Source organism: Micromonospora craniellae (assembly GCF_014764405.1).
GTDB classification, from domain to species: Bacteria; Actinomycetota; Actinomycetes; order Mycobacteriales; family Micromonosporaceae; genus Micromonospora; species Micromonospora craniellae.
The window spans coordinates 2,405,002-2,426,777 of sequence record NZ_CP061725.1; the positions used below are offsets into that span (position 1 = coordinate 2,405,002).

Genomic DNA, 21,776 nt, shown 5'->3' on the forward strand with positions numbered 1-21,776 from the left:
GCCGCGCTGGGCGGGGTGGGTTGTCGGGACCCACTGCTCCGGACGTCCGCTACGTGCCCGCATGTCCGCTCCTTGCGCCGGTCGTCCGATCACCGGCCGTCGCCGGGTCGGCATGGGCACCGGTCCGCCGGGTAGGGCAACGGCGCCCACGGCGAGGCGAGGAGGGCGCGATGGGGACGATCGTGTACGAGCGCACCGGCGACCCCACGGTGTTCCAGGTGGTGGACCGGCCGGTGCCGGACCCGGTCAAGGTGAGGTGCTGGTCCGCGTCGCCTGCTCCGGGGTGAATCCGACCGACTGGAAGGCCCGCCGCCAGGCCCCGCTACCGACGGGCTGGCAGACACCAGGCCAGGGTGCCTGCCTGGGCATCCCGTTCCTGACCGCGCACCGCTGCCTGACTCCGGCGAGTACCTGCCGGACAGCCTGGGCCCGGGCGCGTTGAGCGATCACACGGTGCTGGTCCAGGGCGGCGCGGGTGCGGTGGGCATCGCCGCGATCCAACTCGCGTCCCGGGCCGACGCCTGCGTGATCGCCACCGTGAGCAGCGCGGAGAAGGCACAGGCGGTGGACGTGGCGGCGGCCGCCGCCCAGGGCGGCATCCGGGTGGGCGAGGAGGCCGGCCTGCCGCTGCACCGTTTTCGGCTGTCGGCGACCGCCGACGCGCACCGGGCGGTGGAGGACTCGGTCGTCGGAAAGGTCCTGGTCGACACCGCCGAATAGGGCCTGAGCTGGGATTATTTCCCCATCAGCGGGACAGATGCGAACAAGTTTCGCAATACTGGCAGTGCGGGTCGCCCCGCAAGGAACGGGTGGCCCCGGCGCGGTGCGAACGCCGGGGCCACCCACCGGGAGTGAGTCTTCGAGAGCCCCCCCCCTGTCCCTAACGGCGATGATGCGCCCGGAAACGTGACGGCGTGGCCGGTTCCGGCACATCCACGGCGAGAACCCCCGTACTTTGTCCGGGTGAGCATCTCCTGGGCCGATTCGTACGTCGGCCAGCTACGTGCCCTGGCCGGCGACCGTACGCTGATGTTCGTCGGCGCCCGCGCCGTGGTCCGCGACAGCTCCGCGCGGATCCTGCTGATCCGACGCTCCGACAACGGGCAGTGGGCGATGCCCGCCGGTGCGATGGAGCTGGGCGAGTCCATCGCCGACTGCGCCGTGCGGGAGGTACGCGAGGAGACCGGACTGCGGGCACTGCGGGTCAGCGCCTTCGCCCTCTACACCGGACCCGACCGCACCCACACCAACATGTACGGCCACACGTACCAGATCTTCACGGCCGCGTTCCGGGTCGAGGAGTGGGACGGCCGACTGGCCCGGGTCACCGAGGAGACCACCGACGCCGGCTTCTTCCACCGCGAGGCACTGCCGCAGCCGCTCTCCACGAGCGTCCTGGAAACCCTCGCCGACCTGGACGTCTTCGAGCAGACCAACCGCCTGATCCTCAAGTGACCTCACCGGAGCGTCCCCCGCCGCCGCCGTGGTGATGCGCGTTTCATCGTGGCGGTGTAGCTGTTCGCGCGTCGGCGTGTCGAGCAGCCACACTGCCACGATCGGGGGCCGCGTCAGAGGAGTGTCTGGGTCTTCGCCTCCAATTCCTCTCCAGGGGGTCAGCCGAACCCTTCCCGGCCGCGTACGCCCGAAAAGCCCCATGGTGCGTGACCCACCCCGCACCCGTCGCCGATCCGGCAGGTTTGACCCGGACCGGCCCGGGGATCCGCCGGCATGGCACGAGCAGCAGCGGAACAGCTCCGGCTCGCCGACGTCGTGCAGAGCTGGCTCGGGCGCCCGGTCCTGGTGATCGGCGACGCCATGCTCGACGAATGGCGGTTCGCCGACTCCGACCGGCTGTGCCGGGAGGCCCCGGCCCCGGTACTCACCCTGCGGCGCCGCATCTCGGCGGCGGGCGGCGCGGCCAACACCGCGGTCAACGTCGCCGCCCTCGGCGGCCGGTCGGTGCTGGTGGCGCCGGTCGGTGCCGATGTGGCCGGCGACGAGCTGCACGACTGTCTGGACCGGGCGGGCGTCTGGGACCGGACCGTCAGCCAACCGGGCCGCCCCACCCCGGTCAAGCGCCGGATGCTGGCCGCCGACCAGATCCTGCTCCGCGAGGACTCCGGCGACCCGGACGACCCGCTCACCGACGTGGGCGTGGACTGCCTGCTCACCGCCCTCGACTGCGCGACCGAGGAGTTGCAGGCCGCCGCCGGTGGAGAAGCCCCGACGCTGGTGATCTGCGACTACGGGCTGGGCGCGCTACCGGCACCGGTACGCGCCTGGCTGGTCGCGCACCGCAACCGGTACGCCACCGTCGCGCTGGACGCGCACGACCTCGCCGACTGGCGCGGCCTCGCCCCGACCGTGGTGACGCCGAGCTTCGCGGAGGCGAGCCGACTGCTCGCCCGCGCCGGAACCGCCGGACTGGCCGCCGCCGACGCTCCGACCGACCTGCACCTGGAACATCCCGAGGTGGACCCGAACGACGGGCCGTCGGAGCTGACCGTGGGCGCCGCGCCGGGCGGGTTGCGGTGCACCGACGGACCGACCGGTGAGCCCACCCCCGGTGAGGGCCGGGTCGCGATGACCCGCGACGGGCTCAGCGTGACCGGCACCGGGGTGACCGTGAACGCCGACGCCGGAGCGGGCGTCGACCGGGCCGTACTGGCTGAGTCCCGGCTGGCGGAGCTGCGTGCGCACACCGGCGCGGACGTGGTCGCGGTGACCCTGGACACCGACGGTGCGGTGGTGGGCGGCGCCGAGGGAGAACCCGCCCGCAGCCACAGCACACCGGTACCGGCCAGCCACGCGGTCGGCGCCGGTGACGCGTACCTGGCGGCCATGACGCTCGCACTGGCCGCCGGTGCGCCACTGCCGACCGCCGCGCAGCTCGCCCAACTCGCCGCGACCAGCACCGTCACGGCCACCGGCACCTGCGTGTGCCGACGCGACGACCTGCTGGCCGCGCTGGGCCGCCCGACGCCCGGCGGCTCGGCGCTGGTCGGCGTCGAGGGCATAAGCGGGATCATCGCGGAGCACCGGCGGGACGGGCGCTCGATCGTGTTCACCAACGGCTGCTTCGACGTGCTGCACCGGGGCCACGTGCGGTACCTGGAACAGGCGCGCGCCCTCGGCGACCTGCTGGTGGTGGCGGTCAACTCGGACGACAGCGTCCGCCGGCTCAAGGGTGCCGACCGTCCGGTCAACCCGGTGGAGGACCGCACCGCCCTGCTCGCCGCGCTGTCCAGCGTCGACCACGTGGTCGTCTTCGAGGAGGACTCGCCGGCCGCGCTGATCGAGGCCATCCGACCGGACGTCTACGTCAAGGGCGGCGACTACCCGCCCGACCTGGTGCCCGAGGCACCGCTGGTGCAGCGGCTGGGCGGGCAGGTCCGCACGCTCGGGTACGTGCCGGACCGGTCCACCTCGGCGATCATCGACCGGATCCGCGCCCACGGCCAGGGCGGCACAGTCGACGTGGTCGGCTCAGTCGACACGGTCTACGCGGGCCGGGAGGCCGACGCGGGCCGACCGGTCGCTGCGGGCGACGCGGTCACCGTCGGTCAGGACTCCGCTGCGGCCGCCGGTCAGGAGGTCGCCGCCGGTCAGGACGGTGTGGCGGTACCCGGTGCGGGCATCCCGCCGACGACCGGCAAGGCACCGTGAACCGACCGCTCGACACCGGCGACCACGCGGACTTCCGCGCCGACCGTCTGCTCGACGTGCTGGTCCCGACCCGGGACCGGCCCGCCGAACTCGCCGTCACCCTCTCCGGGCTCGCCGCCCAGGAGGGGGTGCCGGGGTTCGGGGTGGTGGTCAGCGACCAGTCCGACGGCGAACCCGGGTACGCCCACCCGGCCGCGGCCACCATGGTCCGCGCCCTGCGGTATCGCGGGCACCCGGTGCTGCTGACCCGTCGACTGCCCCGGCGCGGGCTGGCCGAACACCGGGCCGCCCTACTCGCCGCGTCCGCCGCACGGTACGTGCTCTTCCTCGACGACGACGTCTGGCTGGAACCCGGCACGCTGTCCCGGCTGGTCACCGCGATCGAGGAACTGGGCTGCGGGTTCGTCGGCAACGGTGTGCACGGACTGTCGTACCTGGACGACGTACGCGCGCAGACGCACCGGCACTACCGGGAGTGGACCGGCCGGCCGGTGCCCGAGCGCATCCGTCCGGGTACTCCCGAGTGGGACCGGGCTCAGATCCATTCGGCGGCGAACCTGCTGCACGTCACCGAGGCACTGGAGTTGCCTGTGGGGGGCTGGCGCGCGTACCAGGTCTCCTGGATCGGCGGCTGCGTCCTGTACGACCGCGCCAAGCTGGTCGACTGCGGCGGTTTCGAGTTCTGGCGACGGGTGCAGGAGCGGCACCAGGGCGAGGACGTCGCCGCCCAGCTCAGCGTGTTGGCGCGGCACGGCGGCGCCGGCGTCCTGCCCAGCGGGGCCTACCACCTGGAGTCACCGACCACCGTCACCGAACGGGACGTGGAGGCGTGGGAGGTCGTCCTCGCCGACCCTGGGATGTGAGGAAGGGACCCTTCCTATACACCAGACGTTAGTAGGGGACCCTTCCTTACATCCGGCAGCGCCGTCCTCAGCGGAACAGCAGTTCGCGGGCGGCTTCGAGGACCTCGACGACCGGTACGTCGGTGACGAAGGAGTCCCGGTGCGGGCAGTCGCCGTCGCCGGGGCGGTGCGGGTAGATGCCCGGGGTGCAGTCCACTCCGCAGGCCGGGCAGTGCACCGTCCACGAGGTGATCGGCCGGTGCCGCCCGCGCAGTCCGGTGGCGGTGGTGATCAGGTTTCCCACCCAGAAGATGCCGACCGTGGCGGTGCCCACCGCACCGGCGAGATGCAGCGGACCGGTGTCGTTGGAGATCAGCAACTCGCAGCCGGCGTAGCAGCCGGCGAGCCCGCCCAGGCTGAGCGTGCCGACCTGGGGCCGGACCGGCACCCCGGCCGCCGCCACCACCTCGTCGACCACGTCCTGCTCGGCAGGGGTACCGGTGACCAGTACCTCGTACCCGTCGGCGTGCAGCATCCGGGCCACCCGGGCGAACCGGTCGGCGGGCCAGCGGCGCCGGGTGTCGGTGGCCCCGGGGTGCAGTGCCACCCGGGGACGCGCCGGCTCCCCGAGCACGGTACGGGCCTCGGCCCGATCCGCCTCGGTGACCGCCAGCGTCGGCGTGATCGTGGTCGCCGGAGCACCCACCAGCGCCGCCGCCTCCAGGTAGCGGATCACCTCCGGTTGGTAGTAGACGTACCGCAGCCACCGGTCCAGCGGTGGGGCGTCCTCGGCGCGCAGCCCGGCGGTGACCCGGGCACCGAGCGCGGCGACCAGCGGGTTCGAGTTCGCACCGCCGCCGTGCAGTTGCAACGCCAGGTCGAAGTGCTGCTCGCGGGCGGCGGCCAGGAAGTCGACCATGCTCGACTCGGGCTCGCCGGGGCCCGCCGCCCGGATGCCCGGTGCCGGCGGCACCACCTGCACCCGGTCCACCGGGCCCGGCCGGTCGGCCCACAGCTCCGCGTGCCACGGCGCGCCGAGCAGCACGATCTCCGCCCCCGGGTACGCGGCCCGCAACGCGTCCAGCGCCGGCAGCACGAAGATGAAGTCACCGAGCGCATTGGCCCGCAGTACGGCGATCCTGGCCACGTCGGGCACCAGCCCGGTGGCCGGGGCGAGCAGATCCGGGGCGGCCACGGTGGAGTTACCGGTCGTACTCGCCGGTGGTGACGTCCGGCTGGTGGAGTTCCCGGTCCGCCGCCGGGTCGACACCGCGCGACGTACCCGCAGCGGTGGGCCCGGTGCGACCGACGGTGATGGTGCGCGGCGCGGGCCGGGTCGCCCGGGGCAGCCGTACCCGCAGCAGGCCGTGGTCCATCACCGCGTCGATGGCCTCCGGGTCCACCCGGGACGGCAGCGGTATGCGGTACTCGAAGCCCCGCGTCTCGAACCCGCCGGGAATGCCGTGGTCGGCGTTGACCTCGGCCTCGGTCCGGGCCCGTACGCACAGTTCGCGGTCGTCCAACTCGACCGCCACCTCTTCGGGCGCGACACCGGGCAGCCGGACCACCACCTCCCAGCCGTCGGGGATCTCGCCCAGTTCGACCTCGGGCGGTCCCGGGCGGCCCCCGAGCAACCGACTCAGCTCGGCGCGCAGCGACTGCAACTCGCCCATCGGATCCCAGCCCTGCTGGCCGCCCCGCCACCCCCGGGTCATCGCACACCGCCCGTCGGCTGACCGACCGACGCCGGCCGCAGCGAGCTCGGCGCATCGAGATGGGCGTCCCGGTCGATCCCGACGCCGAGCCGGTCGACGAGTTCCCCACCCAACCAGGCGCTGACGCCGAGAATGCCCAGCGCCACCACCTCAATCGCGATCAGTGCGCCACCGGCGGCCCGCGTGTCGGCGTTGAGGCGTACCACCCAGACGGCAGCGAAGAGCAGGATCACTGCGAGGTTCGCCACGGCGTGGGTGATGCCCACCCGCTTCGCGCGGGTCCCGGCCGGGATGGCCAGCAGGTCGAACGCACCGGCCACTGCGGCCAGCAGGCCACCGACCAGCCCGACGGTGAGGTTCCAGTACGCCACCTCGCCGAGAAACCGCGGTCCGCCGAGCGTGTCGACGAGGTCGAACAGCACGGCGGTGACCAGCAGGGCCACCGGGAACATCACCAGCATCGGGTGCACCGGGTGGCCCAGTACCTTGAGTCGGCTCTCCATGGTCCGGCCTCCACTGCTCGGGTCGTTTCGCCGTCGACGGCTCGTGCTGCGGCCACCCCCGCCCGCCAAAGGGGGACAGGTCATCACAGTAGGCGCGGCCACACTGCCCGTGGCGGTTTCCCGCCTGGATGCCGCCACAGGGGTTCAACTCCACGGGGAGGTTCACAGTGACGGCAGAGATCACCTCATTGGCGGAGTTACGCGCACTGCTCGGCACGCCGGCACCCCGCGCCGCCGACAAGGAACGCACCACCCTGCACGAGCGCGACCGGCAGTGGCTCGCCGCGTCGCCGTTCTGCCTGGTGGCCACGGCCGGGGCGGACGGCAGCTGCGACGTCTCGCCCAAGGGCGACCCGGCCGGCTTCGCGCACGTGCTGGACGACCGGACGATCGCGATCCCGGAGCGTCCCGGCAACAAGCGGGCGGACGGCTACCGCAACATCCTGGAGAACCCGCACGTCGGGCTGATCTTCCTCATCCCGGGCCGCAGCGACACTCTGCGGATCAACGGGCGGGCCCGGCTGCTGCGCGACGCGCCCTGGTTCGACGAGATGGCGGTCAGGGGGCACCGCCCGGTGCTCGCCGTGGTGGTGGAGATCGAGCAGATCTTCTTCCACTGCGCGAAGGCGTTCCTCCGCTCCGGGCTGTGGCAGCCGGAGACCTGGCCAGCGGACCCGCTGCCCAGCACGGCCCGCTTGATCAAGGAGGTGCAGAACCCGGCGGAGACCCTGGCCGACCTGGAGCGCCACTACGGCCCGGAGTACGCCCGCAAGCTCTACGCCTGACCGACCCCACCGGCGGCGGTGATCATCCACAGGTGACCGTCCGGGTCGGCGAACGTGCCCGTGTATCCCCAGGGTTGCGGCCTCGGCTCGGTGACCACCTCCGCACCAGCGTCACACGCGCGGGAGACCAGGCTGCCGACCTCGGCCGGACCGTCCACGGTCAACCCGAGTACGCACTCGCTGTTCCGGCGGTCGGCCACCTCTCGACCACCGAGCACCCAGCCGAAGCCACCGGTCGGCACCAGCATCAGGCGCAACCCGGCGTTGACCTCGAACTGCAACGGCTCGGGCAGGCCGTCCTCGGCCGGCTCACCGACGGTGGGCAGACCGAGGGCGTCCCGGTAGAAGTCGTGGGAGACCTGCCGGTCGGCGATCGGCAGGCTGACAACGACTGGTGCGTACGGCACGGCAGGACCTCTGGCTGTCTTCGCGAGTATGGTGCCGTTGAGTATGGGGTTCACCTGTGACGCCGGTGCCGGTGCGGATCTGGCTACGGTCTTCGTCGAAGGTGACGTCGCGGACCCAGTGGATCTTGTTCTCGATCGACCAGTGGCCACGGATCCAGCCAACCATCTGCTCCGGTTTCGCCTACCGCAGTGGGTGATGGACACCTTCTCGCAGGTCATGGACGAACTTGTGGAGCAGCAGACCAGCCACCTCGGGCGCCGGTCAGCACCGCCGCGACCGCAGTGGCCAACACCGAGGCCAGCGCGTGGGACACCACGAGGGTCACGCCGGTCCGGCACCGCCGCCAACGCCGTGACCAGGCCAGCCCCGCGCTCATCCGGTGACGGGTCGTCCACCAGGTAGTCCGCGTGCACGGCCAACACGTCAATCAGCGGTGATGATCCCACGGGCGTGGTCCTTCTTGATCTACCCAAACTCGACACCTGGATGATCATCGAGAGACCGCGCCCGTCTCTTTACCGCCATGATCCGGCGCGCCTACCCCCAACCACCCACAACGGTCAAATCGCCACCCTGGCCGGAGCCCTGCTCCGCCCGCTCGTCGCGCCAGGTGGACGATCTACGCTCGTTCACCGGCGGCCGCCGCGTTAAGAGCGTGTCTCAGGTGGTGAGTTTGAGGTAGCGCTTGTGGCAGGTCAGGGCGGCGGCGAGGGTGACGAATGCGCAGTAAAGGGCCGGGGTTGCGTTCGTAGCGGATGGTGAGGCGGCGGTAGCCGGTGAACCAGGCGAAGGTGTTGGGTCGGGCCCGGGCGCGGTGCCTGGATTGCTCCAGGTCCGTTTCCCGGACCCGCCCGCCGAACCCGGCGTGCGACTCTCACCGCACCGGGCTCTCCACGAGGTCATGCCGTTGGGGGTGGGCTTGTCGGTGTGGGCTGCCAGGGGTTCGGGATCTTGGTGCCGCGATAGCGGTATCGGGTCACGGGGACCTTCGCCATCTTGAACAACTCGACCCCGTCGAAGGCGATGGGCTGCCACCCTTGCGGGGTGCGCAGCCATCGCTGGATGGCTCTCCAGGTCATGCGGTTGCGGCGCATCACCCAGTTGATCACTCGCCACCAGATGAAGTTCTGCAGGTGGGAGAAGGTGTGCTTGGCGACCGCGTGCTTGAAGTAGTTGGCCCATCCACGCTGGATGTAGTTGATCTTGACCAGCGTCTCCCGGTAGCTCAGGTGCGACAACCGGCGGGTCAGTGACTTGATCTTCCGTTTCAGCGCCTGGACCGGCTTGTCGGCGATGAACGTGTATACATGCCACTTGTCCGTTCCTCGTTTCCGCTTCCAGACGATGCGGAAGCCGAGGAAGTCGACCCCGTCGGCAAGGTGGGTGATCCTGGTCTTGGACTCAGATAGGCGCAGGCCCATCGTCGCCAGAACGGTACTCACCTGGTCGCGCAGGTCCTCGACGTGTTCCTGGTTGCCATGGACCAGGACGAGGAAGTCGTCGGCGTAGCGGACCAACTGCCACGTCGCCAGTCCTTTGGCGCGTCGTTGCCTGCGCTGCTGGCCGGTGCCCGCTGCCGCCCATTGCTCGACGAAGAACTCGTCGAGAACCGACAACGCGATGTTGGCCAGCAGTGGTGAGAGGATCCCTCCTTGGGGTGTGCCGGACGTGGTCTCGTTCCGCTCGCCGAGCTCAGTCATGATCCCGGCCTTGAGGAACGCCTTCACCAGCGCGAGCACTCGCTTGTCCTTCACCCGCGCTCGCACCCGACCCATCAAGGCCGGGTGGTCGATACGGTCGAAGCACGCCTCGATGTCCGCGTCCAGCACCCACCGGTAACCGGCGGTGGCCAGATGATGGATCTCGGCGATCGCGTCGTGCGCGCGCCGGTTCGGCCGGAACCCATACGAACAAGGCTGGAAATCCGCCTCGAAGATGGGCTCCAGGACCAGCTTCAGCGCTGCCTGGACCACACGGTCCGTGATGGTCGGTATCCCCAGCCGGCGTAGTTTCCCGCCGGTCTTGGGAATCATCTTCTCCCGTACTGGTAGTGGCCGGAACGTGCCGGTCTTCAGCAGGGAACGGACATGGTCCAGGAACACTTCGGGCCCGGCCATGCTCACGTGGACAGCGGTGACGCCGTCCACTCCGGCAGTGCGGGCTCCGGCATTCCCGGCGACCCGTTGCAACGCCACGACCAGCGTGGCGGGGTCGCTGACGAAGTTGTAGACATCGTCAAACCGGCGACCGTGGTCGGCCGCCGCCCAACGGTGCAGTTTGATCTGCATTCCCCGTACCCGCGTCCATGCCTCTTCCGGGGTCGGCCACGTGACGGCGGTATCCACCACCGTGTCTTCGGGCATTGCAGTACCTCCCTTGCGATCTCGCTGCCGCCCTTCCCCATGTGACCGGCTCTCCCGGCCTCGGAGTACTACGGCGGCTCCGCCCTCTCCCGACCCGATCGGCCGACGGTGAACCCAACCCGAGGCGTCGTCTCTGGCTGAGACGGCCCCGGGCAAAGCCGGGAAAGTTCCCGTGTTCACTGACTGATCGCTCGACGAAGGAGGCACCCGGCTATACCCCCGCGGCATCGCCACGGCTACCCCGCAGCACTTCACCGTGGCCTCCCGGACCGCCGAACGTCAGCAGCCGCAGGAGTTCCCCGTCCCGAGAGAAGAGGACCAGGACGCACCGCACCCAGCCCACATCCGCCAGGTTCGAGCTGGTAGGGATCGTTAGGAGGCTTCAGACACCGGTTCCTCGCGTATACCTCTCCGTCTCGCTTGCCGGACCCGCGCCATCTGGCAGTACTGGTTACGTCCCGGCGTTGTCGGGGCCGCTTGCCACCCTCCCCGGCACCTCCCGGATCAGGCTGCCCCCAGCTTCACCACCCTGCTGCGACAGGACGGCGGCGAAGGTCTCTCACCTCCACTCGATCAATCAGCGCCTCACGGCGCACCCGCTCGATGACCCACCGGTGCCGGCCGAGGCGGTTGGTCGGTTCGATGCCGCGGCGGGCGATGCGGGGGCGGATGCCGCGTTGGCGGAGCATGCGGCGCAGGTGTGGGTAGTCGTAGCCCTTGTCGGCGTGCAGCTTGTCCGGGCGTCGGCGGCGGGGGCCGCGTCGAGACCTGACGGCGGGGATGGCCTGGATGAGTGATTCCAGGCAGCGGCTGTCGTGGGTGTTCGCTGCCGACACGCCCACGGACAGGGGGAGTCCACCACGCTCGGACAGCGCGTGGATCTTGCTGCCGGGTCTGCCTCGGTCGACCGGACTCGGGCCGGTCAAAAGGCCCCCCTATTTGCCCGCACGTAGGCGGCGTCGGCGGTGGCCCGGGACCAGTCGATCAGCCCGCGTGCGCCGAGTTGGTCCAGCGCGGCGACGTGCAGCCGCCGCCACAGTCCGGCGGCTGTCCACGCCTGGAACCGCCGATGCGCGGTGGCCCTGGACACCCCGAACCCGGGCGGCAGATGCCGCCAGGCGCAACCAGTGGTCAGCACGTACACGATCGCCGCGAACACCGCCCGCGCATCGATCGGTGGCGTCCCTCCTCCCTGCCGACGCCGAGGCGGCGGCGGGATCAACGGGCCGGCCAGGTTCCACAACTCCTCGGGCGCCCACTGCTGAATCAACCGCTCGTCCACAGTAGAAACTATCTACCACGAAGATCAACCGACCACCACCCGAGACACGCTCTAAAATGCCGCTGGTGCGGTTCGGTCGTTCTCAGTCAGCAACCGGTCGCCAAGTCTGAGCCGAGCGGGCAGCGCCGATTCCGCAGAGAACGGTCAGTAGCGCAGCCAGCAGCGCTACCGTTCCGAATCCTGCACCGAGCACCTCCATCGAGACGCTACCCACTCGACGAATATGTAGCGTCAATACACCCAGAAATGCGGCGACTCCCGAACCCACGGCACCAGCAAATAGCAGAGGTATGCCAAGGTTCCAAGTCGCTATACCTAGATACAAAGATAGCCGAGTGTCATAGGTGCCAACCACACCCAATGAGCGTGCATTAGTTAAAAACATTCCACTCGTGGCCAGCGCCCCAGCCAAAGCTAGAATGATGAGGCCAAGGGCACCAAGAGCGAGCACCCAATTGAAGACAGCAGCGCCGGCCAGCCCGCCCGTGATCCACTCCTGTCCGGGCGTCGAAACGTATGGCTTGGAAAGCGTCGCGTAGGCAGCATTAGCAATCTTCGTTGCGCCAATTTTCATCTCGTCATTGATTACGAAGTATCCGCTAGTTGAGCCATCAGCGTCAAGATCAGTGGTCACTTTGAAGTCTGGAGCAGAGATCAAAGTACCGCCACGCAGAAGATTTCCTCGCAGGTTGAAACGGTCAAAGACGGAATCGACATTCTGTGCGGTGGCACCGGGACAGGTTCGCAGTTCGCCGAATTCTTTCAAGGCTACACACGTGCCGACCAGGGTGGGTACGCCACCTATTTCCGCAACCCGCAGAAACTTGTCTGGCCCGACCAACGCGCCGAAGTGACGGCCCTCTGCTGGACTTGACTGCGTTCTCAAGATCAGTAGACTGTCGCCGACAGTAAGCGCCTGCGGTGCAACACCATTAGCTAGACCGCGGGCTTGCTGGACGATCCAAGCTTGTTGTACTTGCACTTGAACCAGCAGGCCCAATCCGACGACAAACGCTGCACAGAGACGCGCCACCATCATTGGCCGCTGGTTCAGCCATCGACCACCAATAATGAGACCAGGTGAGCTGGCGACCCTTCCCAATCGGGCTACCGCACGGCCAAGAAGTGCCGATCCGGCCCCCAGCACTGCGGGAAGGGAGATCAACGTACCGAGCAGGGCAAACAAAAATACTATGAGGCCGGGGGAGTAGCGGGCTCCCCCGTCGCGAGCAGTAGCGGCCCCCCAAATCGAGAGCGCTACGGCTACTGGAAAGGCCGATTGCAGCCACCTCCGGAATCTCGGATTTAGGTGGCGAGGTCGGGTCTCTCCCCGGGCCGCGCGTCGCAGTTGAGTCGCGACGACAAGAAAAATCGCCAGAGCAACGGAACCTATGGCGAGCGCAGGAATCCATCGGCGCGCCGAATCCACGTCTGCGCTGCGCACTAGGTATCCGGTAATTGGTACCCGAATATTGAAATAAGTGGTTGCCAGCGCCACAAGAAAACCAGCTATCGCACCCAGGAAAACCGGCACGAGGGCTTCACCGACAAGGACCCACGCGCGGGAAGATGCGGGAGCCCCCAATGCGTCCAGCATAGCTAGGCGGCGGTCTCGTCGCTCCGAATTGCTTCGTACAGCCAGAAACAGCAGTAGCGCTGCCGGCAAGGCAATGACAGCCAGGATGAGGATATAGATGTCTGAGACAGTCCATTTTCCGAAGCCGTCAACCGTGCTAGGAAAGTAGTCGCGACCAAATGAACTCGGATCAACCCCGAAACCGGATATCGCCACCAGGCCGTCGCGGTTGTCAAAAGGGGTATCAGTTGGCGGACGATGGTAAACAAGCCGTTCCGTTGCAGTCGCCAGTCCCGAAACTTCAATCACACCGCCGAACTCACCGTACCTCTGGGTGAATTCTTGCGCATTCGCAGATTTAAGAAGCTCCGGCGAGAAGAATGACTCGCCGGGCTTTGGCCACCGCGGCAGCCCTGGTGGTGGCATCGCATCGTTCCGCAACGGTGAAATATACAGTACCAAAAATTGCTTGTTGTCGACGGAATCCGCATGAATCATCCAGCGCGCAACAGCAGCGCTCTGGCCACTGTTTTCGACGAAAACCGGTTCCCGCGCAGCGATTCGCTCATCGCTGGCGAGAGACGTAGCTGCAGAGACCACAAACAGCCACGCCGATATCACGGTAACAAAGGTAGCGACTGCCAGCGACCATCGATGGACCTCCGCACCCGCACCCGCACTACGTCCCGATCGATGACCCACGGCAAGTAGTGGTAAGAGACCTCGCATTAGCTGGTCACCGCCGCGTCATCGGCCTGAACTCCTAGACGAAAAACACTATCAGCACGCGCTGCGACTCGATCATTATGCGTTACCACAACCAGTGCGCAGCCGTGAGTTTCAGGAAGGCCGAATAATAGATTTGCAACAAGCTCGGTAGAGGCAGGGTCGAGTGAGCCCGTTGGCTCGTCTGCCAGGACCACGGTCGGCTCAGTTACGAGCGCCCGCGCTACGGCCACACGTTGCCTTTCGCCACCAGACAACAACGCCGTTGGGGCCTCCGAAAGCGTCTCTACTTCGAGTTCGGTAAGTAGACGGCGGGCGCGGCCGTACGCCTCTTTGCGGCGGATTCCTGCGAGCAGTGCCGGGAGTGTAACATTGTCTATAGGACTAAGCTCCGGAAGAAGTTCTCCGAACTGATAGATCAGTCCGATCTCGCGCAGCCGCAGTCCAGCACGATCCCGGCCCTTGGCTGCTGTCAGGTCCTGGCCGGCGATTCGTACACGGCCGGCTTTAATCGGAAGAATTCCTGCCAGGCACATTAGAAGGGTTGTTTTTCCGGTGCCGCTTGGGCCAACGATCGCAGTGGAACTACCCTTGCCAGCCGTCAAATCCACATCGTCGAGGATGACCCGGTCGTTCACCTCGTAGCGAAGGCCTTTCGCTTCCACCGCCAGCACCTCTGGCACTGGTCCTCCTTCATCAGCCGTGGGCGCGGACAGGGCTTCCCTGTCCGCGCCCACCTTAACCAGAACTACTGCGATCGCAGTGGACCCTGGGCTGACTAGCGATAGACCGTCCCGCTACAGGTGTTGGGGCCTGCGTCGTCAGTGCAGGAGTTGAACCGAGCGATCTTGTTGCTCGACGAACCGCTAGACTCGCTAGTGCCGTTGCCGCGCGAGTTGCGAAGCACCTGCGGGGTTCCGGTGTCCCGCTTGTAGTCAGCGTAGACGTCGTTGCTGTCGGCGCTGATGTCCGAAACCGTAATACCCCCCCAGCTATCGTACTCGGCGGTCCTCGAGCCATACGTGCTGACGCTTACAGCCATGGCTGCGGTCGGTGCTGCGAACGCGAGCGCGGCCACAGCTGCCCCGACAGCTAGGTAAGAATTTTTCTTCAAGATTCCCCGATTCTCCTCCGGAGTCATCATCACCCGCTGTAGCAGGCGCAAATCGCTCCGCTACATCGAGCTAAGCATCTCGATGCATCAAAGTCAATCTTTTGGATTTGAGCTTTCCCCGCACTGCGCGGTGTTCTCTTGTCAGGTTGTGCAGCCAACGCTGCCGGTGCCGGCATTCGGCCAGCACATCCACGTACAGGGCAACCTGATGTTCGTAGCGCAGCGCTGCCTGCTGCACCTTCACTCCATGAACGGCTTGCCAGCGTGCACCCAGGAAGCCAGCGAGCAAGGCAAAGAAGCCGCCGGCGAGGGCGGCTAATACTCCAACGTCACTTGGCCTGTTTGCGCTGGTAGTGGGATCGGCGGGCTCGGGCTTGGGATGTTCGTCGCCAGATCGACCAGTGCAGGATGTGTTCTGGTGGGAGCGCCACGGTGAGGACGCAGGGCCATTGCGTGAAATTGGTGACGTTACGTGACTGTGTCGATGAGTTGGGTTGATCGGCGGTTGGCGGTTCTGGTGGCGCGGGCGATGTTGGTTGCGCCGTTGAGGCGGTGGTAGCCGATCGCGGTGTTACGCAGGGTGGCGAACACGGCGGGTCCGGTGCCGGTCCTGGCGCGGTGGGCGTCCTCGCGGAACGTCACATCGCGGACGTGGTGCAGGGCGTTCTCGATGAGCCACTCGTTGCGGGCGAACGCGCCCAGGTCGTCTGGTTGGGCCAGGCTGGCGGGCAGGCTCATGGTGTAGTAGGCGGTCTCCCGGCTGGTCTTGCCCTTGATGGTGCGGGTCCGGGTGATCCGCACCGCTTGCTGCGCGTGCGGGAACGCGAGGCCACCGTCGGTGTGCACGGTCACCGCTTTGACGGTGCGGGTCTCCCTACGGCCGTGCCCCACCTCGCGCTGCTGGCCACCGGCCTGGATCTCATGCCACGGCAACGCTTTGAGCTGTGCGTACAGCCTCGGCTGGTTCGCCTTCGCCGCGACCATGAAATCCCCACCCCGGGCGGCGACGGCGCGGGCGTGCCCGGTCTGCGCGTGCAGAGCATCCGCGACGATCACCACGCCGCGCAGCGACCCGAGCTGGGCGACGACCTGGTCGAGTAGCGGGGTGAACGCCGGGATCTCCTTGGATTTCGTCTCGATCTGGACCTGGCCGAGCACGATCCCGGTCCGGGTGTCGTACGCGGCGAGCAGGTGCACCTGCCGGCCGTCGACAGTGCGGGCACCGCGCAGGACTTTGCCGTCGATGGCGATGACCAGCCGCCACCTACGGCCCGTGACCTGCAGCGGGGTGCTGCGCTCGCGCAGCCACCGCGTCAACACCTGCTGCAACACGCCCGCGTCGATGCGGATCAGCAGCCGCCACAGCGTCGTCGCCGCCGGGACCGTGTCGGCGAAGCCGAGCTTGCGCCACGCCGGGCGGTCGAGGTCACGCACCCAATCGTGCACGGCGGTGAAGGTGCACGCCCCAGCCAGCACCGCGCACACCGCCACCGCCAGCAGACTCGACAGACCGTAACGACGACCCCGCACATCGCGGGGGTCCGGCACCACCTGCAACGCGACCAACAACCCGGGCCGCTCACGGTCGGTGACCGGCGCGGGAGGCGTAACGCAGGGCGTGGTTGGCAGCAGGACCTTGATCGATGATGATGACATGCGCGGGTGCGGCCCTTCCCGGGATCACGACGTTCTAGACAAACCTCATGATCACCGATGGGTCACACCCGTCCTCAGTAGACCCCTGAAAACAGTTCGGCCCAGCTCAGAGCCCCCGCGCATCGACAACGCAAAGACCCTGGTGAGGACGAGGGCGTTGAAGTGTCGGCGGATCTCGGCGATGGTCAGCGCGATGATCTCTAGGGTGGCGTCGGGCCAGGACGATTGCGTAGTCGGCTGATGGGTCGTTGACCAGGAGTTTCGAGGCGAGTTCGGCCTTTGCGGGTGTGAGAAGCGGGTGAGGCCGCATCGGTGATCATGGGGTTGCGACGCTTCACGACGCCGAGGAAGACTTACCCGCCGATGGCATCGTCTCTCATCCCCGCACTGGCCGTAGCAGCCCCCATCTCCGTTGCTGAGGCCGCGCCGGTCACCGACGGTGAACACGGCGGGCTGCTGCACGCGCTCGCCGCTGTTCCTGATCCACGCGATCCACGGGGCGTGCGTACCCGCTGACCGCGTTGCTGGCGGTGGCGGTCTGTGCCGTCATGGCCGGGGCGTCGTCGATCGCCGCGATCACGGATTGGCTGCACGACCTGGATGAACGCGCCCAAGAACGGCTCGGGTTCACCGCAGGGGTACCGGTCGGCAGCACTGTCTGGCGGGTACTGATGCGCCTGGACGACACGCTGCTCGGCACTGTCCTGGCCGGCTGGCTGCGTACCCGCACTCCCGCCACGGTGAGCAGATCGAGGCGGTACCGCACGATCATCGCCATCGACGGCAAGACACTGCGCGGCGCCCGCACCTGCGACGGCCGCCAGGTGCACCTGCTGTCCGCCCTGGACACCACGACCGGAATCGTGCTCGCCCAGGTCACCGTGGACACCAAGAGCAACGAGATCACGTCGTTCGCGCCGCTGCTCGACGCCGTCGAACAGGTACTCGGCACCCTGGCCGGGGTGCTGTTCATCGCCGACGCCCTACACACCCAGACCGGCCACGCCAACGAGGTCACCGCCCGGCAGGCGCACCTGCTCGTGCAGGTCAAGGCCAACCAGCCGACCCTGTTCACACAGCTCAAACAGCTGCCCTGGGCGCAGATCCCGGTCGGTGCCCGCATCCGCGACCGCGGCCACGGCGGCCGTGAGACCCGCACCGTCAAAGCCGTCACCGTCGCCACCCCCAGCGGCATCGCCTTCCCACACGCCCACCAAGCCGTATGGATCACCCGAACCTGCGTCACCGCTGGTAGGACCAGCCACGAGACCGCCTACCTAACCGTGTCGCTGTCCGCAGACCAGGCCCTACCCCGTGACCTGCAAACCTGGATCCGCCGCCACTGACACGTCGAGAACCGCCTCCACCACGTACGTGACGTGACGTTCCGTGAAGACCTCCACCAAGCCCGACCAGGCACCGGACCCGCCGTCATCGCAACCCTACGTAACGCCGCGATCGGCTGGCACCGCATCACCGGCGCCACCAACATCGCCCGCGCCAACCGCCGATCACCCGACCTGATCACCGCCGTGACCAACAGCTACCCGACAACGCAATGACCCTGGGGGTTTTCGGGGGGTGATTCAAAACCCCATCGATGAAAATGAGGCCCTGACCAGCGAACCTGCTGGTCAGGGCCTCTCTCTGAGCCGCCTGACGGAATCGAACCGTCGACCTACGCATTACGAGTGCGTCGCTCTAGCCGACTGAGCTAAGGCGGCAACGATCGCCAAGTGTACGGCACGCACCACGCCGGGGCGGAGCGGGATTCCCCGGACTCGACGGACCGGACATCGGGCGCGTTCGGGCTCGGCACGGCACACCGCGCGGCACTACGCTCCGACGGGTGACCGACGACCACATCCCCCGCGACGAACCGGTCGATCCCCTGCCCGGTGACGGTACGCGTCCCGAGGCCGACAGCCACTACGCGCCCGAGCCGGTGACGGCCAGCGGTCGGGCGGCGCCACTCGGGACGTACGCCGAGGAGGCGTCCGGGGGGCGGGCGGCGCGACGGCCCCGCAGCGCCGATCCGTTGGAGCTGGGCTTCACGCCCCGCAAACCGGTCCCGTGGCTCGCGCCGTTCCTGCTGATCAGCACCGGTCTGCGGACGTTGTTGGCGGTGCTGTTCGGGGCGTACCTGGACAAGCGGGAACTCCAGAAGGCGCTGGACGCGGAGGTCGCCCGCCAGGTCGGGCCGGACGGCGGGCTCTGGCTCGACTACGTGGCCGACCTGGGCGACGGCTTCAACGCCACGTACTCGGTGGCCTACCTGCTCGCGCAGCGGGAGCTGGAGGTGGACGGGCATCGGCTGCCCCGGGCGCAGACCCTGGTGATGGGGGGCGACCAGGTCTACCCGTCGGCCGCCTACGAGGCGTACGAGGATCGCTGCAAGGGGCCGTACCAGGCGGCGCTGCCGACCACGCCGCCGGAGCAGCCGACGATCTTCGCGGTGCCGGGCAACCACGACTGGTACGACGGGCTGACCGCGTTCCTGCGGCTGTTCGTCCGCACCCGGGACCGCCACTTCGGCGGCTGGCGGACCGGCCAGTCCCGCTCGTACTTCGCCGCCGAGCTGCCCGCCGACTGGTGGCTGCTCGGGCTCGACGACCAGTCCGGCTCGTACGTCGACGATCCGCAGCTCACCTACTTCGACGCGGTGGCGGAGAAGCTGGGCCCGCAGAGCAAGGTGATCCTGGCGGTGCCGGCTCCGGCCTGGGTGAAGGCCGTCGACCAGCCCACCGCGTACGACTCGATCGACTACTTCATCCGGACCATCGTCGCGCCCACCGGCGCCCGGGTACGCCTGCTGATCTCCGGCGACCTGCACCACTACGCCCGCTACACCGGGCCGGACGGCCGGCAACTGGTCACCTCGGGCAGTGGCGGCGCCTACCTGTACCCGACGCACAAGCTGCCCGAGCGGATCGAGGTGCCGCCGCGCGACACGCTGGCTCGCCGGTCCAGCCCGTCTCGCGCGTACGAGCTGGCCGCCCGCTACCCCGACGCGGCCCGCTCCCGCCGGTACGGCTGGGGGATCTTCGGCCGGTTGCCGCTGCGCAATCCCGGCTTCTCCACGCTGTTGGGCATCCTGCACACCCTGCTGATGCTCTCGATGGCCGGCGTGACCGACTTCCGCGCGGAAGCCTCGGAGCAGCGGCTGTTCAGCGTGCCGCTGGTGGTGATGGTGCTGGTGACCGTGCTCGCGGCGGCCATGTTCGCCAAGCCGCCCAGCTCCAGCGGCAAGCGGCACGTCCGACACTGGCTGCTGGGTGTCGGGCACGGGCTGGCCCACGTCGGGTTGGCCGCCGCCGGCACCTGGGCATGGCTGTCGCTGCCCTTCCACGACTGGCCGTGGCCGCTGCCCGCGGTGGCCGCCGCCGCGGTCTACCTGCCGGTGATCGGTCTGGTGGCCAGTCAACTGGTGGCCGGGTACCTGCTGGTCGCGAGCGCGTCCGGGGTGAACGTCAACGAACTCTTCGCCGGGCAGGGCATTGAGGACGCGAAGGGCTTCGTCCGGATGCGTATCGACCCGGACGGCACGCTCACCCTCTATCCGATCGCGGTCGACCGGGTGGGCCGGCGGTGGCGCGTCAACCCCGACGACTCCCCCGAGTCGTCCTGGCTCGCCCCGGCCCGCCCGCTGCGCCCCCGCCTGGCCGAGCCTCCCGTCACCCTGCGCTGACCGCACCCCCGATGAGGGCGGCGGGCGCGTCCGCCGCCCTCATCGGTGATCCGGGACGAGGTCGGTACGGAAGACTCGGCGGGGCACTGTGCTCAGGTTCCCGGGGAACCCGTCACGTGCCGGAGGATCCTCGATCCGCCAGATGTGGTGCTCGTGCCCGAAGCCGTTTACTGGCTCACCGGTCTCCAGGTCGCCCGGGTAGGCCAATTCCCGGTCACCGTTGACGGCGTGATGGCCACGTCGTTGCAGCTCCTTGCAGACCGAGGTCTTTGCCGGTGCCGGAGACGCCCTCGATCAGATAGTTCCGCACACCCATCGCGGCAGGATAGCGAGCGGAGCACGGCACGCGCCGTCCCGCACGGTCACCGCCGGGGTGTCACACCCTCCGGGCCGGACTGGTCACGGCTGTCGTACGCCTGGCGCGAGCCGCACACGTCGGCGCGGGAGCACAGGGAGCGCGAGCCGTCGGCGTCCAGTCGTACGGTGACGGCGTCGCGGGGGACGCTGTGGCCCACCACCCGACCGTCCCCCTTCGGGGTGGAGACCCGACTGCCGACCTCCGGCGCGGACTCCTGAAAGCGTTGATACAGCGGGTGCTCGTACTTGAGGCAGCACATCAGCCGGCCGCAGGCGCCGGAGATCCGCAGCGGGTTGAGCGGCAGGTCCTGGTCCTTGGCCATCCGGATGGTGACCGGCTCGAAGTCGTTCAGGAAGGTGGCGCAGCACAGGTCGCGTCCGCAGGAGCCGATGCCGCCCTGCACCCGGGCCGAGTCACGGGCCGACAACTGGCGCAGTTCCACCCGGCAGTGCAGGGTCGCCCCGAGATCGCGGACCAGGGAACGGAAGTCCACCCGGTGCGGCGCGGTGAAGTAGATGGTGCTGCGTTCGCCGCCGCCGTCGGCGCTGCCGAGCACGTGGTCGATCGCCACCACCTTCATCGGTAGGCCGTGCTCCCGGATCAGCCGCTTCGCCGCGACCTTGGCCTCCGCCTTGCGACGCCGCAGCGTCTCGTCCCGGCGCAGGTCCTCCTCCTGTGCCAGCCCGGCCAGCCGGGGAAAGCCCTCGGTGTCGTCACTGACCCACTGCGCGGCCCAGACGCACTCCGCCACCTCGGGCCCATCGTCGGTGGGCACCAGCACCTTGTCGCCGACCTGCGGTCGGAACTCGCCCGGATCGAGGTAGTAGAGACGCCCGTACCGCTGGAAGCTGACCGCGCAGAGCATGCCCATGCTCCTCACCCTACGACGCGCGGCCGGGTTTCCGCCGAGCCGGCGTGACCGGTGACCGCACCGCGTAACCATCCATGACTGTCGACTCGACTGACCCCGTGCCACCTTCCGGTACGACGATGGCGGACCGGACGGTTGAATCCTGCGCCACGGACGGGACAGACGGGGCTCGACAGCGTTGAGTGTGGGGACAGACCTGCGGGGGGTGCAGGGAAGTCACGGC

General features: G+C 68.5%; 18 protein-coding genes, 1 tRNA gene and 3 pseudogenes. 8 read left to right on the forward strand and 14 right to left on the reverse strand.

Annotation, left to right across the window (positions count from 1 at the left end):
- Positions 1–170: 170 nt before the first annotated feature.
- The 4 genes and pseudogenes from ID554_RS10665 to ID554_RS10680 all read left to right on the forward strand — a co-directional run bounded on the left by ID554_RS10665 (position 171) and on the right by ID554_RS10680 (position 4,529).
- Positions 171–720 (forward strand): annotated as a pseudogene (locus ID554_RS10665) (hypothetical protein).
- 243 nt (positions 721–963) lie between these two features.
- Positions 964–1,455: an NUDIX domain-containing protein gene (locus ID554_RS10670; RefSeq protein ID WP_117230329.1), complete on the forward strand. Its 492-nt coding sequence runs from the start codon at positions 964–966 to the stop codon at positions 1,453–1,455.
- Positions 1,456–1,728: 273 nt separating this feature from the next.
- Positions 1,729–3,666 carry a D-glycero-beta-D-manno-heptose 1-phosphate adenylyltransferase gene (rfaE2, locus tag ID554_RS10675; protein ID WP_117230330.1) on the forward strand — a complete coding sequence of 646 codons (1,938 nt, stop codon included), beginning with the start codon at positions 1,729–1,731 and terminating at the stop codon, positions 3,664–3,666.
- A complete protein-coding gene (locus ID554_RS10680; RefSeq protein WP_117230331.1) occupies positions 3,663–4,529 on the forward strand; it encodes a glycosyltransferase family 2 protein in 867 nt (288 codons plus the stop codon). Before rfaE2 ends, ID554_RS10680 begins: the two co-directional genes overlap by 4 nt.
- Positions 4,530–4,596: 67 nt before the next feature.
- Here ID554_RS10680 and ID554_RS10685 read toward each other — a convergent pair whose 3' ends face one another.
- From ID554_RS10685 to ID554_RS10695, 3 genes are read right to left on the reverse strand one after another with little or no spacing between them, the layout of a single operon-like run.
- Positions 4,597–5,703, reverse strand: a complete 1,107-nt coding sequence (locus ID554_RS10685; RefSeq protein ID WP_117230332.1) for a glycosyltransferase family 9 protein — start codon at positions 5,701–5,703, stop codon at positions 4,597–4,599.
- Between the two features lie 7 nt (positions 5,704–5,710).
- Positions 5,711–6,223, reverse strand: coding sequence for an Hsp20/alpha crystallin family protein (locus ID554_RS10690; RefSeq protein ID WP_117230333.1), 513 nt, complete (start codon positions 6,221–6,223; stop codon positions 5,711–5,713).
- Positions 6,220–6,726, reverse strand: a complete 507-nt coding sequence (locus ID554_RS10695; protein ID WP_117230334.1) for a DUF2231 domain-containing protein — start codon at positions 6,724–6,726, stop codon at positions 6,220–6,222. The genes ID554_RS10690 and ID554_RS10695 overlap by 4 nt, the downstream gene beginning before the upstream one ends.
- Positions 6,727–6,893: 167 nt before the next feature.
- On the opposite strand from ID554_RS10695, the gene ID554_RS10700 reads away from it, so the two are divergent.
- Positions 6,894–7,511, forward strand: coding sequence for a pyridoxamine 5'-phosphate oxidase family protein (locus ID554_RS10700; protein ID WP_117230335.1), 618 nt, complete (start codon positions 6,894–6,896; stop codon positions 7,509–7,511).
- Here ID554_RS10700 and ID554_RS10705 read toward each other — a convergent pair.
- From ID554_RS10705 to ID554_RS10740, 9 genes and pseudogenes are all read right to left on the reverse strand, one after another.
- On the reverse strand, positions 7,502–7,918 hold the full coding sequence (locus ID554_RS10705; RefSeq protein WP_117230336.1) for a VOC family protein: 417 nt from the start codon (positions 7,916–7,918) through the stop codon (positions 7,502–7,504). The genes ID554_RS10700 and ID554_RS10705 overlap by 10 nt on opposite strands.
- Positions 7,821–8,075, reverse strand: a pseudogene (locus ID554_RS33010) (hypothetical protein); the annotation flags it as partial. The gene ID554_RS10705 and the pseudogene ID554_RS33010, both read right to left, overlap by 98 nt.
- Before the next feature lie 743 nt (positions 8,076–8,818).
- Positions 8,819–10,282: a group II intron reverse transcriptase/maturase gene (gene ltrA / locus ID554_RS10710; protein ID WP_199489335.1), complete on the reverse strand. Its 1,464-nt coding sequence runs from the start codon at positions 10,280–10,282 to the stop codon at positions 8,819–8,821.
- Positions 10,283–10,878: 596 nt separating this feature from the next.
- A pseudogene (locus ID554_RS10715) lies at positions 10,879–11,208 on the reverse strand (transposase); the annotation flags it as partial.
- A complete protein-coding gene (locus ID554_RS10720; protein WP_158573848.1) occupies positions 11,205–11,564 on the reverse strand; it encodes a transposase in 360 nt (119 codons plus the stop codon). The gene ID554_RS10720 and the pseudogene ID554_RS10715, both read right to left, overlap by 4 nt.
- An 82-nt stretch (positions 11,565–11,646) precedes the next feature.
- On the reverse strand, positions 11,647–13,761 hold the full coding sequence (locus ID554_RS10725; protein ID WP_223884525.1) for an FtsX-like permease family protein: 2,115 nt from the start codon (positions 13,759–13,761) through the stop codon (positions 11,647–11,649).
- A gap of 107 nt (positions 13,762–13,868) precedes the next feature.
- Entirely contained in the window at positions 13,869–14,549 is a 681-nt protein-coding gene (locus tag ID554_RS10730) for an ABC transporter ATP-binding protein (RefSeq protein ID WP_223884526.1), read from the reverse strand.
- A gap of 501 nt (positions 14,550–15,050) precedes the next feature.
- Positions 15,051–15,218 (reverse strand): hypothetical protein, encoded by a 168-nt coding sequence (locus ID554_RS10735; RefSeq protein WP_191088778.1) that lies wholly within the window; start codon positions 15,216–15,218, stop codon positions 15,051–15,053.
- 230 nt (positions 15,219–15,448) lie between these two features.
- Entirely contained in the window at positions 15,449–16,636 is a 1,188-nt protein-coding gene (locus tag ID554_RS10740) for an ISAs1 family transposase (RefSeq protein ID WP_223884527.1), read from the reverse strand.
- Positions 16,637–17,166: 530 nt separating this feature from the next.
- Here ID554_RS10740 and ID554_RS10745 point away from each other — a divergent pair.
- Together ID554_RS10745 and ID554_RS31530 are read left to right on the forward strand one after the other, a co-directional pair.
- Positions 17,167–17,982 (forward strand): ISAs1 family transposase, encoded by an 816-nt coding sequence (locus ID554_RS10745; protein ID WP_233527480.1) that lies wholly within the window; start codon positions 17,167–17,169, stop codon positions 17,980–17,982.
- Positions 17,983–18,015: 33 nt separating this feature from the next.
- Positions 18,016–18,198: a hypothetical protein gene (locus tag ID554_RS31530; protein WP_223884528.1), complete on the forward strand. Its 183-nt coding sequence runs from the start codon at positions 18,016–18,018 to the stop codon at positions 18,196–18,198.
- A gap of 88 nt (positions 18,199–18,286) precedes the next feature.
- Here the strand turns inward: ID554_RS31530 and ID554_RS10750 are convergent.
- A tRNA-Thr gene (locus ID554_RS10750) sits at positions 18,287–18,360 on the reverse strand.
- Positions 18,361–18,485: 125 nt separating this feature from the next.
- Between ID554_RS10750 and ID554_RS10755 the strand changes: the two genes are divergently transcribed.
- Positions 18,486–20,324, forward strand: a complete 1,839-nt coding sequence (locus tag ID554_RS10755; RefSeq protein WP_117230802.1) for a metallophosphoesterase — start codon at positions 18,486–18,488, stop codon at positions 20,322–20,324.
- A gap of 362 nt (positions 20,325–20,686) precedes the next feature.
- On the opposite strand, the gene ID554_RS10760 is transcribed toward ID554_RS10755, so the two are convergent.
- Positions 20,687–21,553, reverse strand: a complete 867-nt coding sequence (locus tag ID554_RS10760) for a PSP1 domain-containing protein (protein WP_117230803.1) — start codon at positions 21,551–21,553, stop codon at positions 20,687–20,689.
- Positions 21,554–21,776: the final 223 nt, after the last annotated feature.

What these genes read in the sequence shown, in the direction of transcription:
- rfaE2 (WP_117230330.1), top strand. Translation starts at nt 1,729, where the DNA reads ATGGCACGAGCAGCAGCGGAACAGCTCCGGCTCGCCGACGTCGTGCAG.
- ID554_RS10690 (WP_117230333.1), bottom strand. Translation starts at nt 6,223, where the DNA reads ATGACCCGGGGGTGGCGGGGCGGCCAGCAGGGCTGGGATCCGATGGGC.
- ID554_RS10695 (WP_117230334.1), bottom strand. Translation starts at nt 6,726, where the DNA reads ATGGAGAGCCGACTCAAGGTACTGGGCCACCCGGTGCACCCGATGCTG.
- ltrA (WP_199489335.1), bottom strand. Translation starts at nt 10,282, where the DNA reads ATGCCCGAAGACACGGTGGTGGATACCGCCGTCACGTGGCCGACCCCG.
- ID554_RS10740 (WP_223884527.1), bottom strand. Translation starts at nt 16,636, where the DNA reads ATGTCATCATCATCGATCAAGGTCCTGCTGCCAACCACGCCCTGCGTT.
- ID554_RS10760 (WP_117230803.1), bottom strand. Translation starts at nt 21,553, where the DNA reads ATGGGCATGCTCTGCGCGGTCAGCTTCCAGCGGTACGGGCGTCTCTAC.